The 17,850-nt window shown below is 40.1% G+C and carries 10 protein-coding genes; 8 read left to right on the top strand and 2 right to left on the bottom strand.

What is annotated here, in order from left to right:
* Nucleotides 1-39: 39 nt before the first annotated feature.
* Nucleotides 40-600, bottom strand: a complete 561-nt coding sequence (locus tag METHO_RS01740) for a peptide-methionine (S)-S-oxide reductase MsrA (RefSeq protein ID WP_245546315.1) — start codon at nt 598-600, stop codon at nt 40-42.
* A gap of 172 nt (nt 601-772) precedes the next feature.
* Here METHO_RS01740 and METHO_RS01735 point away from each other — a divergent pair, with 172 nt between their 5' ends.
* From METHO_RS01735 to METHO_RS01695, 8 genes are all read left to right on the top strand, one after another.
* Nucleotides 773-1,117: a hypothetical protein gene (locus METHO_RS01735; protein ID WP_156810997.1), complete on the top strand. Its 345-nt coding sequence runs from the start codon at nt 773-775 to the stop codon at nt 1,115-1,117.
* A 250-nt stretch (nt 1,118-1,367) separates the two neighbouring features.
* The gene (locus METHO_RS01730) at nt 1,368-2,171 is read left to right on the top strand and encodes a helix-turn-helix transcriptional regulator (RefSeq protein ID WP_015323793.1); all 804 of its coding nucleotides are present in this window, start codon (nt 1,368-1,370) and stop codon (nt 2,169-2,171) included.
* Between the two features lie 772 nt (nt 2,172-2,943).
* A complete protein-coding gene (locus METHO_RS01720) occupies nt 2,944-4,569 on the top strand; it encodes a methylamine methyltransferase corrinoid protein reductive activase (protein WP_015323791.1) in 1,626 nt (541 codons plus the stop codon).
* A gap of 183 nt (nt 4,570-4,752) precedes the next feature.
* The gene (locus tag METHO_RS01715; protein ID WP_015323790.1) at nt 4,753-7,263 is read left to right on the top strand and encodes a sensor histidine kinase; all 2,511 of its coding nucleotides are present in this window, start codon (nt 4,753-4,755) and stop codon (nt 7,261-7,263) included.
* Between the two features lie 141 nt (nt 7,264-7,404).
* Nucleotides 7,405-8,523 (top strand): uroporphyrinogen decarboxylase family protein, encoded by a 1,119-nt coding sequence (locus tag METHO_RS01710; RefSeq protein ID WP_015323789.1) that lies wholly within the window; start codon nt 7,405-7,407, stop codon nt 8,521-8,523.
* A gap of 25 nt (nt 8,524-8,548) precedes the next feature.
* A complete protein-coding gene (locus METHO_RS01705) occupies nt 8,549-8,863 on the top strand; it encodes a DUF6951 family protein (protein WP_015323788.1) in 315 nt (104 codons plus the stop codon).
* Between the two features lie 106 nt (nt 8,864-8,969).
* Entirely contained in the window at nt 8,970-9,758 is a 789-nt protein-coding gene (locus tag METHO_RS01700) for a formylglycine-generating enzyme family protein (protein ID WP_015323787.1), read from the top strand.
* A 293-nt stretch (nt 9,759-10,051) separates the two neighbouring features.
* Nucleotides 10,052-12,424 carry a nitric oxide reductase activation protein NorD gene (locus tag METHO_RS01695; RefSeq protein WP_015323786.1) on the top strand — a complete coding sequence of 791 codons (2,373 nt, stop codon included), beginning with the start codon at nt 10,052-10,054 and terminating at the stop codon, nt 12,422-12,424.
* A gap of 186 nt (nt 12,425-12,610) precedes the next feature.
* Here METHO_RS01695 and METHO_RS01690 read toward each other — a convergent pair whose 3' ends face one another.
* Nucleotides 12,611-17,449, bottom strand: coding sequence for a disaggregatase related repeat-containing protein (locus METHO_RS01690; protein WP_015323784.1), 4,839 nt, complete (start codon nt 17,447-17,449; stop codon nt 12,611-12,613).
* Nucleotides 17,450-17,850 lie beyond the last annotated feature (401 nt).

Below are 17,850 nucleotides of genomic sequence, written 5' to 3'. Positions count from 1 at the left end.
ATCATTTGATATTCAATGTTCCCATTGGTAAAAGATTAATCACTTTATCGGACAGTTCTTTAAGCTGCACATATTAACTTTATCTTTTGCTGTGTTTTTCTCAGCGTATTGCTGGTGTTCCTCTTCCGCCTGATAGAACGTGGTCACAGGGACAATTTCCGTAAGTATCCTTTTCCCCCGTCCCAGGCTTCTTTCCATCTTTTCCATGGACTTTATTGATTTTGATTTTTGATCATCGTTATGGTAAAATATAGATGACCTGTAATGACTAACAGCATTCGGCAAGTTGTCCAATGTAGAAGGATCATGGATGTTCCATAGACTCATGACCAATTCTCTGTGTGTAAGGGTGGGGTCATGAATGCTCCAGAAAGTTGCAAGTAACTCATCAAAGGTTACTATAGAAGGATCAAAGGTAACCTCTACTGCCTCGGCATGACCTGTCTTCCCGCTTAATACTTTAATATAGCCGGGATTTTCCAGTAAGCCCCCTATGTACCCAACACGAGTGCTGAGTACACCGCCAATCTTCCTGAAAGCGTCTTCTACTCCCCAAAAACAGCCCGCAGCAAATGTAGCTTTTTGCATTGCAATTTCCATTTTATGTTTATTTTGAACCAAATCAAATATATATACTTCTGACAGGTAAAATCCACAGCTTTAACATCGTGCATATTATTGATATTTTAGCTGTCATTGATTATTACGAATACTTTGTTATATATACTGTTTGAATGATAGTAAAAATGTAGTTGTAATGAGGTGTAGAAAAGTGCGCCAAAAAGAAAATAGATATGTTGATGATTTATCCCGCGATAACAGGTATTCTGATGAACTACAAAGAAGAGGTGTTAGCAAGCAGTTCTATGACTCTAACAGAATGCTTCTTTGTCCAGAGTGTGGGAATTCCTTCAATCTTTTTTATTCAAGAGCAAAATATTGCACAGACTGCCCAAGTCTTGCACGGGGCTGTGAACTTGCCAGATGTACATACTGCCACACCGAATTCCCTCTTAAGAATTATATGTCTAAAACATCTTCACGAAATGTGTCCAGCTATATAGGATCAGTAGTAAAGAGGTATAATAACACATTTGGAGAGGGACCTGGCAGGTAGAAGCAAAAATCCAAGATATAAGTATGTAAATTAGCTTTCATATATACATTCCTGGTAGAATGTGTATATTGTAGGTACAAAACTGTGTTTAGACTGTCTTGAAATTATTTTTTTGTGAATTGCCTTTATGAGACTATATTCCAGATAAAACAAGTCGCAAGATATTGAATTCAAAAAACATGAGACATAGAATTGTGCGATAACTGTGTGCACGATCCTTTGAAACAAAAGAAAGTGGTGGGGCAATAAAATGAAAGACGAATTGGTAAGCACTGTATTTCTATCTGAAAAGAGGAAAAACACTCTTCTGATATTAATTAATGGGCCAGCTACTATCGAAGAAATAAAAGAATCTCTGACAGGTACGACCAGTGCAATAATGGCCCAGATAAAAATACTTTTTGAACATGGCCTCATTGAACAGAATGATGGTAAATACAAATTAACTTATGTTGGCCAGATCCTGATGAAAAAAATACATCCATTGATCAGTACACTGGATGTACTGGAAGAGAATAAGAATTATTGGGTGAACAGAGATTTAAGCTCAGTGCCAGATTCATTGCTGGACAGAATTGGAGAAGTAGGTAAGGTAATTATACATGACCCGGATCTTAGCCATCTCTTTGAGCCACCCAAGGAATTGTTATTGAGCCTTGAAAAAACAAAAAATGTATCTACATTATATTCATATTTTTGTCCTTCATGCCCAAATAATTACTCGAAGCTAGCTAAAAAAGAAGTAAATTTTGAGATGATTCTGACCAAGTCTGTTTATGACAGATTGAAAGAAGAATATACTGAACAATATAATGCAATGATGACATCTAAGAATTCAAATCTGTTCATATGCGATGATGATATAATAAAATTAGGTGCTCTTTCAATTACTGATGACCTTGTGAATATAGCTTTTTTCAATAAACAGGGGATGTTTGATCACAAAAAGGTGATCTCTTTTAATGAAAGTGCACGTATATGGGGCATGGATCTCTTTTTGTACTTTAAAGAAATGTTATATAAAGTAGAGAAATACCCAAACCCAATACAATAATTTAATATTAAGTAAGTCACTTTGTTTTTATCAAAGACTTTACTTTTTTCAATGGTTAAATATTCTCAGCCAAAGTGAATAAAGATCATGGATCATACATTACAAGCAATTTGAACAACATCAATATAATAAATAATCGAAATGTGTTTGATTATTAGCTACAAGTCGTTATATATGCCATTGTACTGATACATTTTATTGCTCAAACCCCACAAAGGGTAAAAAGCGGAGTAGTGCAGCTTATGGTTATACCATAAATGGGTCAATCCAGCTTACCTCCATAATAAAGGGTAAAACCACACTTCCCAAATATCGCCTGCATGATCACGTGATATGAATACGTGATTACCTACTCCTTCTTAAGGGACCGCTTTCTCCAATTCATGTTACCAGGTCCCTTAAGAACTTTACAATTTGCTTTAATTACAGGATTTTCGAATATGTGTATATATGCATTTATATATATTGCACATATGCTCTTGTACATTTTTTGATATTGATCTTACTAATTAGTAAAGTTGGTTATGGTTTTTGCATTAATAACAATGAACAATTGTGTTGATTTTGACGATATTGCCTATTTTGATAACACCATTGATAATAATATTACTGATGTTTTTCCAGTCATGATTGATACTGGCATCGATTTCGTTTTTTTTTCTGAAATCGTTATTTATACGTGGAACTGCAGAGACTTAGTATGCAACATTACATCGTGGGACCGATTGATCGAGCACCTGGACATCATTAAATATTTCATGGAGGAGATATTGTGTATGGTATTGCAATAGATTTGGGAACAAGTGGTTTTAGATTGCAACTGCTGGATCTTCAAACTAAAGAAGTTATAAAAACAGTAATGACAATGAGACATCCATTGCCAGGGGGCAATGTTATCGATCATCTCGAATTTGCTGTTCGTGCAGGCCAGGAGGTCGCAAATCACATTATGGTCCGCACCCTTAAAGACATGATCGATATGTTCAATGTTCCCCCCCAGTTGATCAAAAGGATGGCAGTATGTGGAAATCCCATTCAACTGTCACTATTCCAGAATATAGAAATAAGGGACCTCGCGTACGCTGGCAAAAATATGCAAAAAAGGCTTGGAATAGAAACTGTTAAAAGAGATCTGAAGGTTTATGATGGAAATGCCATTTTCGGAGATTCTTTCGGTTTGAAAGATTGCGATATAATTGTTCTTCCATCAATAGAACATGAAATTGGTGCAGATGCTCTTGCCATGATGATCAAAACCGACTTCCTCAAACAATCAGGAGCATCTTTAGTTACTGATTATGGTACGAATGCTGAAATGGCTTTGAAAGTTGGTGACCGGATTATAACTTGCAGTGCTGCAGCTGGACCAGCTATCGAAGGACAGGGTATAAAATGCGGCATGCTTGCAAGCCCTGGGGCTATTTCCGATGTGAATGAAGAAAATGGTCTGTGGAGACTCACAGTGCTTGATGAGAATATGGCCGAGAGCAAAGGGCATCTCATTGACCCGGTGACAGGAGAGATCCATGAAGAGAGCAAGATGAAGCCTAGGGGAATAACAGGAACAGGAGTTATCTCTGCAATATCTCTGGCTGTGGATATGGGTCTGATCAGGACTCCACCAAAACTTCCTAATGGTAAATTGTTCTTGGGCGAAGGAGTCATCCTCAGTGAAACAGATGTTGAAGAGGCTGGGAAGGCTATTGGGGCAATAAGGGCAGCACATCTTACACTGCTAGTGGAAGCTGGCGTCAAATATGAGGATCTGGAGAATATGTATATGTCAGGTGCATCAGGGGCTTATGTAGATGCCAACAAGGCAAGGAAGATCGGCCTTATCCCCATGCTCTCACATAAAATAGTACAGTTTGGTAATACCTCCCTGGCACTTGCAAGAGATGTTGTCCTTGAGAATTTCAAATTGGAAGAAATAGCAATGCTTGCAGATAAGATAAAAGCAGATCATATTATGCTAGCTTCCAATGAAACGTTCATACAATTCTATACTTGTGAACTGGCATATTGGACCGAAGGCATGCCAGAAGAAATGTATAACAGTGTCCTTGAATCTTATAATTTACCAAGGATTCCTAAAGTTGACTTTGAGCATATTGTAGAGAGAAGGGAGAAAAAAGACATTGTAGATACAGGGTATAAAGGAATGGAAATATTTAGAGCCCTGGATACAGTCATTGAAGAGAAGGCAATCGGGTGTATTGGATGTCATAAATGTGAACAGGAATGTCCGGAGAGAGCTATAAGGACCGTTTATAAAAATGGGAACATGTACGCGGACTACACTGCCCATCTATGTTTGGGTATGAGCTGCAAGAGATGTGTTGGCATATGCCCAGTTAAAGCTATAAGTTACAGAGAATTGCTTCCTGTATCTCTATAACTACGTTTCTTTTTTTCTATTTAAGTTTTCAGAAAGATCATGTAAAAAGCAACAATTATTTCAATATAGATTATAACAGTTTTGCACAAGAGGATTTTTAATATAACTATTAACATAACTATATTACTAATGGGAGCAGGATGTCTATATAGCCATTGATTTATAAATTACCGAGGGAAACGAATGAAACCATTGGATGTCAATTCTGAAATAGCAAAAATAATTGATGATAGTCCGGTTATTGTCTTTATTTGGAGTGCAGAAGAAGATTGGCCTATAAAGTTTGTATCAAAGAACATCATGCGTTTTGGCTATTCACCAGAGGATTTTCTATCCGGCAAGATGATATTTGGTGATATTATTCATTCGTTGGATATTAAAAACGTGCGTACAGAGATGGCTAGGTGTTCTAAAGAAGTAAATGATGATTTCTTACAGGAGTACAGGATTCTCACCAAATCGGGTGAAATAAGATGGGTAGAAGAGAGAACGATCATAAGACGGGATGAAAATGGCAAGGCTCAATATTATGAAGGCATTATCCTGGATATAACCCAGAGGAAGTTCTCGGAGATGCGTATCGAGAGTCGCAACAGGGTTCTTGAAGCACTGGCTTCTGGCTCATCCCTTGAAGAGTTGCTTACGCTTCTGGTAAAAACGACAGAGAACATGATGCCTGGAGCAATAAGCTTTGTCATGCTGTTGGACAAGGAGAAAAAACATATTGCAAATACAATTTCTCCGCTTCTTCCGGATTTCTATAAAAAAGCAATAGAAGGTTTGTTAATAGGAGAAGGTATAGGCTCCTGCGGAACAGCCGCATACACCGGAAAAAGAGTGATCGTAGAGAATATAATGGAACATCCTTACTGGAAAGACCTTAAAGAACTTGCTTCTCAGACAGGTCTAAAGGCCAGCTGTTGTGAACCTATTATAAGTTCAAGTAATGAGGTACTGGGAACTATTGGCATATATTTCCATGAAGCACGCCAACCTACCAAAGAAGAGATAGAGATCCTCCAGGCAAATTCCAATCTTGCTGCGATTGCAATAAGTCATAAGATGGCAATAAATGCTGTGTCTGAATCTGAGCAAAAGTTCAAAGGTATTTTCAATAACATAAATGATCAGATATATATTCGCGAACTCAACGGAAAACTGATCGACGTGAACCAGGTTGTAGTTGATACACTGGGTTACAGCAAAGAAGAGATACTAAATACATATCTTGCAGATATAATTTCTTCTAAGTACATACAGCGTATGTATGAGCTTATGAAAATAATTGAAACTGATGGCCGTGCAATATACGAAACCGAAGCTATATGCAAAGATGGAACAATTATACCCTTAGAAGTCAATGCACGGTTCATAGTATATGAAGGAAGAAAAATGGTTCTTTCTGTTTCCCGTGATATAAGCGAACGCAAAAAAGCAGAAAGAATGCGCCTCCTTGAAGAAGAAAGGCTTGCAGCTCTTGTGAAGCTCAATGAAATGACAGGTTCATCTTTGGACGAAATAACTGACTTTGTAAGAGAAGAAACTGTAAGACTGACTGAAAGCAGGCTTGGGTACCTTGCGTTTATGAATACTGATGAAACAGAGCTCATAATGCACTCTTGGTCCGAAAGTGCCATGAAAGAATGCGGGATCAAAGATAAACGTTTCATCTATCCAATAAAAACTACCGGCCTCTGGGGCGAAGCTGTAAGACAGCGTAAACCTATAATCACAAATGACTATCCAGCACCCAGTCCATTAAAGAAAGGCTATCCAGAAAATCACGTGAAACTTTTAAGACACATGAATGTTCCATTATTCGATGGAGATCATATAATAGCTGTTACAGGTGTAGGTAATAAAGAAGAGGATTATAATGAGTCTGATCTGCGCCAGCTTACTTTATTGATGCAGGGTATGTGGACGCTCATGCAGAGAAAACACATGGAAAACGCGCTGCAGAAATACTCCGAAAACCTAACATCAGCAAACCAGAAACTACGGTCTATCAACAGAATTAAAACCGAATTCCTTGCTGAAAGACTAAATATGTCCCTTGGAACAGGAAGCTCTGAATGTAGTATTTTGGATGAGGAGATGATCAAGGCCATCGATAACCAGCAGACAAAAGCTATCAACTCTATATTAGTAAAATCTGAAAGATTGAAACGTCTGATAGATTCACTTCTGTATATGAGCATGGAGCAATCCGGGAAGATGAAGTATTCTTTTTCGAGTGCTTATGTAGCAAATCTTATTTCGGAAGCGTTGATAGACCTGATACTGCTGATAGAGGAGAAAGAGATCACCCTGGAAGTTGATGTACCTCATGGATTGCCTCCCATTAGAGCAGACAGAGACAAAATGGCTGAAACATTGGTCAATCTTATAGACAATGCCATTAGATTCACTCCAAATGGCGGGAACATAAACATAAATGTCCGGGAAGAAAACGACGACCTCCACGTAAGGATAACCGATAATGGACCTGGCATACAAAAAGATATCATTCCCCATCTTTTTCATAAGTTCTATCAGCTGGATAACTCGATGAGTGGTAAGTACCAGGGACTTGAATCCGGCCTGTATATTTCTAAGAATATTATACTTGCACATGAAGGGGAGATCTGGATAGAAAGTGAAATTAACAAAGGAACTACAGTCCACTTAAAACTTCCAAAGTGGAAGTTTTGAAAGGTTCAAAAAAGAGTATTTTAATTAATTGGAAGATTACCTTAAAACAAAAAGCACCGAACTTTTTGTATGCAAAGACACTATAGGCCTTGCGTCCATCACAGTAACAGATACTTTTCAAAAGTCATGAGGAGAATTTTTATGCTTGATGAGATGACTTCAAAGGAACGTTTTATCAACGCTCTTGAATTAAAAGAAGTGGACAGGGTACCATTGGGCTATTTGTGGTTTGGGGCCGGTAATGCGGTACTTAACCGCATGAATGCAACCATGGGGGATGTTTACTACTCCGCTAAAGGGATCACCAGAGCACAAATATTAGCAAGGGAAATGTATCACCATGATAATGTAATGTCCCCATGGGGATGTTTGCTTGTGGAAGCAGAGGCCTTAGGGGCTAAAATAAACATCAAGAAAGATGGTTATCCTTCAATTGCAAAATTTCCGTTAAAATCTGTAAAAGAATATGAGAATATAGATCCGATTCACATAGAACGCTCAGAAAGAGTAAAAACCATTAAAGAATCCATAGTGTTACTCAAAAAACAGCTTGGAGATGAGGTTTTTATCAGCTGTGCAATCCTGACTCCTTTCATGCTTGCTTCCCAGTTAATGGATGTAAGCAGGGTGTTCATCGAAATGATGACGGATAGAGATAATTTTCATGCACTGCTTGATGTTCTCACTGATAGTTGTATCACCTTTGCAGATGTATTGCTTGATGCAGGAGCAGACGGTGCATTCATTGAGAACGGCGGCAGCACTTCGGACCTTTTCAGTTTGGAAATGGCAAAGGAATTTGGTTTTGATTACTCTAAGAAATTATACTCACACATACAGGATAGGGGCGGTTATGTAATATCTCATAACTGTGCAAACCATGCATTCCATGAACTGGAAATGGCTCTTGAACCTGATGCTTTGAATTTCTCCTTTGGAAATGTGGAATCACTCGGTAAGAAATATGGGATCGATTGCCTTAAACTCCACAATCAGAAGCACATTGGTTGTAATGCAAGATATTGTTTCAGGGATTTCAAAGACTTGAACGATTCAATATGCCTTATGGGAAATATCAATCCCTATTCATTCCATTCCGGATGTGTCAGCAATGTTGCCGCCGAAGTAAAGAGTTGTATGGCTGCAGCTCCTGAGAAGGGATTCATATTATCCACCGGATGTGAGATACCACTGAATACGCCTCCGGAAGAGATGGAAATCCTATGGGAATCGATGAAATCTTGTTTTAAAAAACCTTAATGACAATAAAACCAGGAGGAGTTTCATGACTGAAGTGAAGGTTAATTCCAAGATATGTGGGTTCACTCATATAATAAGGGGAAAAATGAATGGACAAAACATAATTGTAGATATCGATACACCTTGTGAGAAGATTAAAGAAATATCCCATCTGGAAGTTCCAATGATGGAGTTATTTGATATAAAAGAGAACATTGTTATGCAAAAGGCCAGGGAAGCGAGATGTACTTCCACATGTCTTGTTCCATGTGCAGTTATGCACGTTTGTTTCATAGAGGCAGGTTTCATGTCTGGTACCCTCACCAAAAAGATGGGAAGCATCAGTATCGATTTTCTATGAACTGCTTTTCACAGTAGCATATGTTGCTTACTGCAACTACCAATGAGGAGTAACAAATTTAGACTGTTTATATTACTTCTATTATAATTAGATTGGGATGAAGGCAATGGAGAAAAGAGATACCAGAAAAGAAGAAGAAGTAACTAAATGGCTGACAAAGGAAGAAATGAGAGATGGATTTCCTATAATTTATACCAATTCTATTGATATGAAATTTATACAAATTCCTGCGGGTGAATTTGAAATGGGTTCATTATCGCATGAAAATAACTGGTACAACAATGAGCAACCTGTTCATACGGTAAAAATAAAAAAATCTTTCTATCTAGGTAAGTATTTGGTAACACAAAAACAGTGGGTTGAGATAATGGATAGTAATCCTTCTAAATTTAGAGGGGATGACAGGCCAGTTGACAGGGTTTCGTGGAATAATGCACAGGAATTTGTAAAAAAGATCAATGAAAAAGAGGGTACTGATAAATACCGTCTACCCTCTGAGGCTGAATGGGAGTATGCCTGTAGAGCTGGTACTTCTACCAGATATGCATTTGGCGACAGTGAGTCAAAATTAGAGGAATATTGTTATTGTGAGAACTTAGATGTCGGAACCCATCCTGTGGGACAAAAGAAACCTAACCTATGGGGATTATATGACATGCACGGAAATCTCTGGGAATGGGTACTGGACGTTTACAAGGATAGTTACGAAGGTGCGCCTGTAGATGGTAGTCCTCGGGAGGATATTGAGAGTTCTTCCAAAATGATGCGGGTTTTGCGTGGTGGAAGCTGGCAAACATCTGCTGTGGGCTGCAGATGTGCAAGTCGTTATTACTACCCTCCAGATGCCCGCCGCAATAGCAGCCGTGTTGGTCTGCGCCTCCTTAAAGAACTATAGAAACTTATTAATCTTATCAACCAAGATAGTATTCATTTTTAATTAGAGTATGCAGAAATGCATTGATTTTTACTTTATTAGACAAATAAGATACCAGCAACATAGACCTGTAGTTATTCCGGCACAGTTAATATAAAGAAGTAACAACAAGTTTTTTAAAGATCTTATCAAACAGGATGCCTTGGAGTTGATCCAAGGATATCTCACATAAAGGAAAGGTTATCGAGAAGAATCTTGACCTGCAGAAGAGTATCGATGATAGAAGCAATGATATCCTGGAGTGAAGAGACATCTTGTCAGAAGATATCGCCAAACAAACAGATCCCGGTGAAGAAGAGCTTGAAGAAGTAATAGAAGCCCTGTTCCCCAAAGAAGACAGCTCAAAAGAAAGCTGTATTTTGGAGCTCGCTTATTACAGGAGTTTTATAAGTGCTCTGCAAAAAAGCAGTTCAACATATCATGACGAACTGCTCAGAACTGCCCGTATGCTGCTTGATAAGGACCTCGATCTTGCAGGAGCTTTTTTTGAGAAGCTTCCTGAGGCAATGCAGAACACAGGACCTGATAGCATCAGGAAATGGGTAGGTATCGGCATAAAAATATTTGATCAGGGCAAGGACCTGGCAATTGATTATTTTTTACATTCAGCTGAGCTCTTAAAGGACCTTCAGGTCAGTGAACTGGAAGAGTGGGCCCTGAAAGGTATAGTTCTCTTTGAAGAGGATCCATTCATTGGAAAAACTTATTTTTCCCTGAATTCTGATAGATCAAAGGAGTTAATTGAAGAGCTTAAGGGGTCAGCGGCACTCAATGAGACCATAAGCATCCTAAGATATTATGCCCTTGGATTGTCAGGTGTTAATTTTAACATTCTACCCCGAAGGATGTTACAGATAGAGCAAGAAACCAATGACATAAATCCTGTGATTGCAGGCAAGACCATCTACCTTTCACCCATGATCAAAAAATATGGTGATATTGAAGATAACTTCAGGATATACAAGCTGAGCATAATGCATGAAGTCGGCCATTTACAGTTCAGTTCCCATAAGATAGAACATGATGTGGCAGCAAGGCTGATGGGGGATATCAGAAGCAGGTACACTACCATTATTAAAAGAACTCATTTTTCAGGGCTGCAGCCTGAAGGTATCATTGATATCGCTGAGATCATAGCTCTGTTTCCCAACAAAGTACTGGCAGGAACAATACTCGGCATTCTGGAAGACACCAGGGTCGAGTACAGGATAATGCAATGTTACAAGGGTGTTCGCTTAGACCTTGAGAGAATAAGATACCAGATGCTTCTGACAAGGTCTGCCCCAAAAGGCGACCTTGAAACATTCATGGAATCACTTCTGTGGATCTCCATAGGACATGAACCTGTTTACAAGATAAACAAAGCTACAAAAGATCTTCTTGATCAGGCAGGGATTCTGCTGAAGGACAGGATCTTCTACGAAGGATCGTCTATCCTTGACTCCCTTGATACGACCTTCAAAATATATACCATGCTTGATGACAAGATGGGGCCGTTAAGCCAGAAGGAGTACGAGGTACTGAAGAACATAGATTATCGCGGAGTAGATATCGAAACGTATAGCAGGCAGGACCCCTTTTCGCCCAATTCGCATGAGAATGTTATAAGGAGTTTCATTCCCGAAAGTGAAGTGGGGCCGGAAGCAGATAAGGAAATGTTAAAGGAAAGAAAGTTAAAACTTAAGCCAACCTATGCCACTTCCAGGAACTGGAAGATACTGGGTAGTTACAGGTATGATGAATGGGATGCAGTGATCAATGACTACAAAAAGGACTGGTGTACGGTCAGCGAGATCGAGCCTTTTGGCATGTCCAGTGATTATTATAAAAATTCATCAGAACATTACAGACATGAGATCTCCCTGATAAAGCATGTATTCAAGGAGATGAAGCCGGAAGCATTCCGCAGGGTTAAGGAACAGATCGATGGAAGTGAGATCGATATCGATGCCTTCATCGATTCCCTGATACAGAAAAAATGCGGGGTAAATCCTGATGGCAGGCTGTATCTCAGATGGGATAAGCATGAAAGGGATGTGGCAACTCTTTTTCTTATAGATGTCAGTTATTCCACCCATAAAATTGTGGGCTATGAGGAAAAGAGTATAGTTGATGTTGAAAAAGACTCTCTTATCATCATGATACAGGCTCTTGAAAGTATAGGAGACAAGTATGCCATCTATGCATTTTCCGGTCAGACAAGGGATGATGTTGAATACTTTATCATAAAGGAGTTCAATGAGAAACTATCGGACAACGTTGCACGCAGGATAAGTCTGATGGAGCCGGTATCCAACACAAGGCTCGGGTCTGCTATCCGCCATTCGGTACGAAAACTTAATAAGATAGATGCGAAAACAAAGATAATAATACTGTTATCCGATGGTGAACCCTTCGATAGTTCCTTGGGAGAAAGTGCATACAAAGAAAGAATTGCTGAAGAGGATGCCAGAGTAGCAATAAAGGAAGCAAACTCCAAGGGAATACATTTGTTCTGCATAACTGTGGATCAGAGTCCCGGCAAATATCTAGATAATATTTTCTCTGATGCCGGATACACAATAATAGATGATGCCAGTTCACTTCCAGAGATCCTTCCAATGCTGTATAAGAGGCTCACAACCTGATACTTCATTATTGGTATATGCAGATATATCATTTTCAAATTCCAGGTAAACTATGACCTTTAAGATTTTTTAAAATAAAAGGGCGTGCCAGGCCCACATATATATTAAGATTTAAACAAATACACTGCATAAAAAGATAAAAGGGCAGAGCGAAGTTATTTTTCGCTCTCAACAGATTGTATTTCATCAGATGGTCACAGTTAACTTTGGCCTCTGTGCAGCATTGGACCATTCAGAACTGTAGAATGCAATATAATTACCGCCCTCTGTCCTGGCCTTGAGGAAGAAACCGGTGTTCTTGTACTTAGCACTCACATATTCCTGCACCAGCTGAGTGACATCGAAATCATAGTACCTGTTACCGGGCACTGCCCGGGCCGGGAATGTAACGGATGCATACGGCGTAATGCCCTGAGCAGCTCCGTTTCGATCATACCAGTTTCCTCCTGCTGTGGTCCATAGAGTACCAGATGCACGGTTGTTCCAGCTTACATACCCGGGATCCCAGTCAGCAGCTGGCCTGTATATCTCTACCACTGTGTCTGAAGCACGTGTGGTATCTGATGGGTGATACCAGTATAGTGAGAGAGTAGCCTTGGAGATTTTATCTGTGGTTTTATACTTACTCAAATCGAACATCATTAGATCCCTGCAACTAGCTGAACTCGCTCCAATATCAATATAGTTAGTAGTGGAGAAAACACTAGTAGGGGATGAAGTCCGCAGACCATTGTCATAGGTCGGAGAATATGAGACCGATCCTGCTGGAGATGTTGGTGTAGTTGGTGTAGTTGTAGATGGAGCGGTGGTAGTTGTTGCTGCATTCACAACTACAGTTACTCTGTCTGTGGCTTTCTGCCCAGTCGTATCCGTAACAGTAAGTGTCACAGTATACGTTCCTGCTGTTGTGTATGTCTTTGTAGTTGTCCTACCGGTAGCTTCAGAGGTTATGCCATTTGATGCATCGAAATCCCAGGAGTAAGAAGCTATGCCAACATCATCAGTAGATGCACTGGCATCGAAAGCGACAGGTGAGCCAACAGTTACGGTTTTATCAGCTCCGCCATTTGCAACTGGAACGGTATCTACTTTGGTGGGAACTGCAGGTGTAGTTGTAGATGTAGATGGAGCGGTGGTAGTTGTTGCTGCCCTCACGACTACAGTTACTCTGTCTGTGGCTTTCTGCCCAGTCGTATCCGTAACAGTAAGTGTCGCAGTATACGTTCCTGCTGTTGCATATGTCTTTGTAGCTGTCCTAGCTGTAGCTTCAGATGTAATGCCATTTGATGCATCGAAATCCCAGGAGTAAGAAGCTATGCCAACATCATCTGTAGATGCACTGGCATCGAAAGTGACAGGTGAGCCAACAGTTACGGTTTTGTCAGCTCCGCCATTTGCAACTGGAACGGTATCTACTTTGGTGGGAACTGCAGGTGTAGGTGTAGTTGTAGATGGAGCGGTGGTAGTTGTTGCTGCATTCACAACTACAGTTACTCTGTCTGTGGCTTTCTGCCCAGTCGTATCCGTAACAGTAAGTGTCGCAGTATACGTTCCTGCTGTTGTGTATGTCTTTGTAGCTGTCCTAGCTGTAGCTTCAGATGTAATGCCATTTGATGCATCGAAATCCCAGGAGTAAGAAGCTATGCCAACATCATCTGTAGATGCACTGGCATCGAAAGTGACAGGTGAGCCAACAGTTATGGTTTTGTCAGCTCCGCCATTTGCAACTGGAGCAGCATCTGCATGGCTGAGAACTGTTGAACTGCTGGATTGACCTGTTGAAACTGTTAACTTAGGTCTCTGTGCAGCATTAGACCATTCTGAGCTGTAGAAAGCAATGTAATTGCCGCTCTCTGTCCTGGCCTTCAGGAAAAATCCGGTGTTCTTGAACTTGCCACTCACATATTCCTGTACCAGCTGAGTTACATCGAAATCATAGTACCTGTTACCGGGCACTGTGCTAGCTGCGAATGTAACGGATGCATACGGTGTACTGCCCTGGGCTGCTCCATTCTTGTCATACCAGTTTCCTCCTGCTGTGGTCCATGAAGTGCCGGATGCGCGGTTTGTCCAGCTTACATATCTTGGATCCCAGTCAGCTGCTGGTCTGTAGATCTGTACCACTGTATCTGAAGTACGTGTGGTAGCAGGATAATACCAGTATAGTGAGAGGGTAGCCTTTGAGATTACATCTGTTGTTTTGTAGTTACTCAGATCGAACATCATCAGATCCCTGCAACTAGCTGAACTCGCTCCAATATCAATATAGTTCATAGTGGAGAAAACACTGGTAGGGGATGAAGTCCGCAGACCATTGTCATACGTCGGAGAATATGAGACCGATCCTGCTGGAGATGTTGGTGTAGTTGGTGTAGTTGTAGATGGAGCGGTGGTAGTTGTTGCTGCATTCACAACTACAGTTACTCTGTCTGTGGCTTTCTGTCCAGTCGTATCCGTAACAGTAAGTGTCGCAGTATACGTTCCTACTGTTGCATATGTCTTTGTAGCTGTCCTAGCTGTAGCTTCAGATGTAATGCCATTTGATGCATCGAAATCCCAGGAGTAAGAAGCTACGCCAACATCATCTGTAGACGCACTGGCATCGAAAGTGACAGGTGAGCCAACAGTTACGGTTTTATCAGCTCCGCCATTTGCAACTGGAACGGTATCTACTTTGGTGGGAACTGCAGGTGTAGTTGTAGATGGAGCGGTGGTAGTTGTTGCTGCCCTCACGACTACAGTTACTCTATCTGTGGCTTTCTGCCCAGTCGTATCCGTAACAGTAAGTGTCACAGTATACGTCCCTGCTGTTGTGTATGTCTTTGTAGCTGTCCTAGCTGTAGCTTCAGAGGTTATGCCATTTGATGCATCGAAATCCCAGGAGTAAGAAACTATGCCAACATCATCTGTAGATGCACTGGCATCGAAAGTGACAGGTGAGCCAACAGTTATGGTTTTATCAGCTCCGCCATTTGCAACTGGAACGGTATCTACTTTGGTGGGAACTGCAGGTGTAGTTGTAGATGTAGATGGAGCGGTGGTAGTTGTTGCTACATTCACAACTACAGTTACTCTGTCTGTGGCTTTCTGCCCAGTCGTATCCGTAACAGTAAGTGTCACAGTATACGTTCCTGCTGTTGCATATGTCTTTGTAGCTGTCCTAGCTGTAGCTTCAGATGTAATGCCATTTGATGCATCGAAATCCCAGGAGTAAGAAGCTATGCCAACATCATCTGTAGATGCACTGGCATCGAAAGCGACAGGTGAGCCAACAGTTACGGTTTTATCAGCTCCGCCATTTGCAACCGGAGCAGCATCTGCCTGGCTGGGAATTGTAGAGGGAGTGGTCGTAGATGGTGGTATAGATGGAGCAGTGGTAGTTGTTGCTGCATTCACAACTACAGTTACTCTGTCTGTGGCTTTCTGCCCAGTCGTATCCGTAACAGTAAGCGTCACAGTATACGTTCCTGCTGTTGCATATGTCTTTGTAGTTGTCCTAGCTGTAGCTTCAGAGGTTATGCCATTTGATGCATCGAAATCCCAGGAGTAAGAAACTATGCCGATATCATCAGTAGATGCACTGGCATCGAAAGTGACAGGTGATTCAACAGTTACGGTTTTGTCAGCTCCGCCATTTGCAACTGGAGCATTAGTAGCACCATTCTTATTGTTGTAAAACTCGTTGTTCTGAAGTATGAACTTTGCATAGGATGGCTGTGTATTCCATATACCCACTCCTGAGCCTGGAACTCCACTCATTCCATCATTGTTCTTTATTATATTGTTCCTAACATAGGTGGTGAACTGTGCCTTTTGCTGTGGAATCGGAGACCATGCATACCATTTTATTGCAGCATTACCACCATCATCAAATACATTATTCTCGATGATAGTATTATCAAAATTCTGCATTGTGATCGCTGCATTGGTATATCCGGTATTTAAAGCGTGTTGGCCTACTTTTGTAAATGTATTGTGATGTATATGGACGTTCTTTGCCCGTATGACATTGTCAGTATATGCTGCAAACATCCAGATACCTGAACCCCTTATGCTGTGTATCTTATTATTATATATATCTATATTATTAAAGGATAAAGTTCCTGAGCTACCGGTTTTGTCTATCTCTATTGCCGGTCCTGTTGATGTGCCGCCCCCGTCAGAATAGAATGTATTGTCATGGACAGTAAAATCAGATACACCACCGGATAACCTGCACGCACTATTTGTCCGTGTGAAGACAGTGTTGTATGCAACTTCACCTGTATTATAGTAAAGTGCATAAAAAGCATCATGACCCATTTTGTACACATTGTTGTGAGTAAAAACAACGTTGTTGCCCCATTTAATTTTTAATCCATCATTGCATCCCCACTCAAGAAGCATGTGAGATACTTCTACGTTATTAGAACGTTCTAAATATATTAGATCATAATACCCTCTTCCAAAAGAAACACCCTGGTTTTCACTATTTCCATCGATAGTAAAGCCAGTGATTACGATATTACTTGCTCTGGTTTCACCCCGGATCATTGGAACACCGCTGGACCAGCCTGCCTTCGGAACAAGTTTTATTTCAGCGGTTGAGTCACCTGTGAGTTTTATGTTTGAACCGATATTAAGAGTGCTATCTATCCAGTATGTATTTGGACCCTTAAGATAAACAGTACCGCCACCAGTACTTTTTATGTATGCAAGTGCTTCATTTATTTCAACGTGATCGTTCGTTCCGTTACAATTGTAGTCGCCACTTCCATCCGCAGCGACATATACCGTTGCTGCTGAAGATAGACCGGATCCGACTACTGAAAAACACAGAAAACAAAATATCAAGCCAAGAACAGAGGAAGAGATTTTTTTAAAGGTGGTGTTGTTTTTATTTCTAGAGAAATTGTATTTTGTAGATAAAGCTTTTGTCGAGAAGAAATAACTTTTCAACCATAAAGCAATCAGCAACACATGACGGGATTTAGCCCACCTGTGGGCACTAAATCTTTCGAAAAAGTTGAAACTGATGTTATCCATATATTTGTACCTCTATTTTTATTTATTGAAATTAGTTTGTGCAATTAATAGCCGCTTATGTCACATTATTTTAGAGAGAAAGGATTCGACTGTGAACAAATATCCATGAACAGGATATTGCAGCAATCAAACCTATTTCATTTATGTTCTATAGCTGTAATTTTGAAAACTACAGCCCACAAATATCTAATTTCATTATACGATTGTTCCTACCCAATTACCAATATTAATCGTTTAATATGAATTCAGGTTGGATTTGATATATATAAATATACTTATTACCAATAAATATAAATACACCTTTGATTTAAAAATAGGAGATATAAAAAACAATAAAATAGATTTAAAGATTAAAAAGACATCTAATACTCTATATTTTACCTTATGCGTTCTTTTTTTTT

Source organism: Methanomethylovorans hollandica DSM 15978 (assembly GCF_000328665.1).
Taxonomy (GTDB): Archaea; Halobacteriota; Methanosarcinia; order Methanosarcinales; family Methanosarcinaceae; genus Methanomethylovorans; species Methanomethylovorans hollandica.
This window is presented reverse-complemented; position numbering and strand designations above follow the sequence as displayed.

Excerpts from the sequence above, each read along its gene's own strand:
- METHO_RS01740 (WP_245546315.1), bottom strand. The coding sequence starts at position 600 with ATGGAAATTGCAATGCAAAAAGCTACATTTGCTGCGGGCTGTTTTTGG.
- METHO_RS01730 (WP_015323793.1), top strand. The coding sequence starts at position 1,368 with ATGAAAGACGAATTGGTAAGCACTGTATTTCTATCTGAAAAGAGGAAA.
- METHO_RS01715 (WP_015323790.1), top strand. The coding sequence starts at position 4,753 with ATGAAACCATTGGATGTCAATTCTGAAATAGCAAAAATAATTGATGAT.
- METHO_RS01710 (WP_015323789.1), top strand. The coding sequence starts at position 7,405 with ATGCTTGATGAGATGACTTCAAAGGAACGTTTTATCAACGCTCTTGAA.
- METHO_RS01705 (WP_015323788.1), top strand. The coding sequence starts at position 8,549 with ATGACTGAAGTGAAGGTTAATTCCAAGATATGTGGGTTCACTCATATA.
- METHO_RS01700 (WP_015323787.1), top strand. The coding sequence starts at position 8,970 with ATGGAGAAAAGAGATACCAGAAAAGAAGAAGAAGTAACTAAATGGCTG.
- METHO_RS01690 (WP_015323784.1), bottom strand. The coding sequence starts at position 17,449 with ATGGATAACATCAGTTTCAACTTTTTCGAAAGATTTAGTGCCCACAGG.